At 69.5% G+C, this 1,595-nt stretch carries 4 protein-coding genes; all 4 read left to right on the top strand.

Annotation, left to right across the window (positions count from 1 at the left end; translation table 11 throughout):
* Positions 1-427: response regulator transcription factor (locus G3I65_RS48820; RefSeq protein ID WP_160702414.1), on the top strand; the 427-nt coding region annotated here is incomplete at its 5' end.
* A 185-nt stretch (positions 428-612) separates the two neighbouring features.
* On the top strand, positions 613-942 hold the full coding sequence (gene gvpO / locus G3I65_RS48815; protein ID WP_160702412.1) for a gas vesicle protein GvpO: 330 nt from the start codon (positions 613-615) through the stop codon (positions 940-942).
* Positions 943-959: 17 nt separating this feature from the next.
* On the top strand, positions 960-1,229 hold the full coding sequence (locus G3I65_RS48810) for a gas vesicle protein (protein ID WP_160702410.1): 270 nt from the start codon (positions 960-962) through the stop codon (positions 1,227-1,229).
* Positions 1,226-1,595, top strand: a 370-nt coding sequence (locus G3I65_RS48805; RefSeq protein ID WP_309236051.1) for a GvpL/GvpF family gas vesicle protein, incomplete at its 3' end; no start/stop codon positions are given. The genes G3I65_RS48810 and G3I65_RS48805, both read left to right, overlap by 4 nt.

Raw genomic sequence — 1,595 nt, 5'->3', positions numbered from 1 at the left:
CGACGAAGCCGACGCGTTCGACCTCGGCGCCGACGACTACCTGTCGAAGCCGTTCTCCTTCGTCGTGCTCATCGCCCGGCTGCGGGCGCTGCTGCGCCGCGGCGCGCCGGCCCGGCCCGCCGTGCTGGAGGCCGGCGACCTGCGGCTCGACCCGTCCGCCCGCACCGTCCACAGAGGACAAAAGCGGATCGAGCTGACCGCGCGGGAGTTCGGGTTGCTGGAGTTCCTGCTGCGGCGGCCGGGTACCGCGCTGACGAAGAACGAGATCCTCAACCACGTCTGGGACGCGCACTACGACGGCGACGAGAACGTCGTCGAGGTCTACATCGGGTACCTGCGGCGCAAGATCGACACGCCGTTCGGCACGCGCACCATCGAGACGGTCCGAGGTGTCGGGTACCGGCTCGTGGACGTTACTCGATCGTAACCTCACGGCCGGATCCGGCGCGTTGGTTCCGCCGGGTGTCCCGGCATTGCGCCATTTGCCTCCGCCGGTTGCCGCATTGCGCCCATTCGTTACCGCGAACCGGTGAAAAATACCGTCCCGCGACGCATCCTCGGGGAGTTGTGGCCGTTGCTACGGTGGGCACCCGACCGCGACCCAGGAAAGCGATGAGTGAATCGCCCGAGCCGTTCCTTGCGTCAAACAACAATATTCCGGACCGTGCCGGGGAATCCGTTTCCCGGTTGCGTGCCGCCGATGCCATTGGGGCCGCGAAGGAGCAGTTCGGGGTGGTGACCGGGCTGATCCCGCACGCCGTGACGGGCGTCCGCAGCCGCGCCGGCGGCGGCTGGTCCGTGCTCGTCGACGTCGTCGAGCTGGCCCGGATCCCGGATTCCACCAGTGTGATGGCCACCTACCGGGTGGACGTCGACGGGGCCGGTGAGCTCAGCGCGTGCGAGCGGCTGCGGCGCTTCACCCGTGGCGCCACCGATTTGTGAAACGAGAGGTGACACGATTGGCCGCTTCGTCCGATTCGTTGGCGGACGTTCTGGAACGCGTACTCGACAAGGGGGTCGTGATAGCCGGTGACATCGGGGTCAGCGTCGTCGACGTCGAATTGCTGACCCTGCGGATCCGGCTGTTCATCGCTTCCGCGCAGACCGCGAAGGAAATGGGGATGGACTGGTGGACCGGCGACCCGTTCTTCGCCCCGAACGCCGGCCGCGCCGAACTCGGGAAAACCGGACCGGAACCGCTCCTGCCGGAAGGGGAAAAACCGCGGTGAGCACCGAGAACTGGCTGTGCGCGTACGCGATCACGCGCAACCGGCCCGCGCTGGACATCGGGGAGTCGCCCCGGCTCATCGGCTACCGCGACCTCGGCGTGGTCGTCGCCGAGGCGTCCCCGGCCCGCTTCGACCGCATCGACACGCTCGACCCGGTCGACGGCGCGCTCGCCGAGCTGGCCCGCGAGCACGACGCCGTGGTGCGCGCGGTGTTCCGCCACGAACCCGTGCTGCCACTGCGGTTCGGCACGGTCCTGGACGGCGAGGCCGCCGCCGTCCGGCTCCTCGAAGCGGGGTACGAGCAGGCGGGCGCCTGCCTCGACGAGGTCGACGGGCACCGCGAGTGGGGCGTCCGCGTCCGCCACG

This window comes from Amycolatopsis sp. SID8362 (assembly GCF_010550475.1).
Classification (GTDB): domain Bacteria; phylum Actinomycetota; class Actinomycetes; order Mycobacteriales; family Pseudonocardiaceae; genus Amycolatopsis; species Amycolatopsis eburnea.
This window is presented reverse-complemented; position numbering and strand designations above follow the sequence as displayed.

Bases quoted from the DNA above. Each gene is read 5' to 3' on its own strand.
- gvpO (WP_160702412.1), top strand. From the start codon at position 613: ATGAGTGAATCGCCCGAGCCGTTCCTTGCGTCAAACAACAATATTCCG.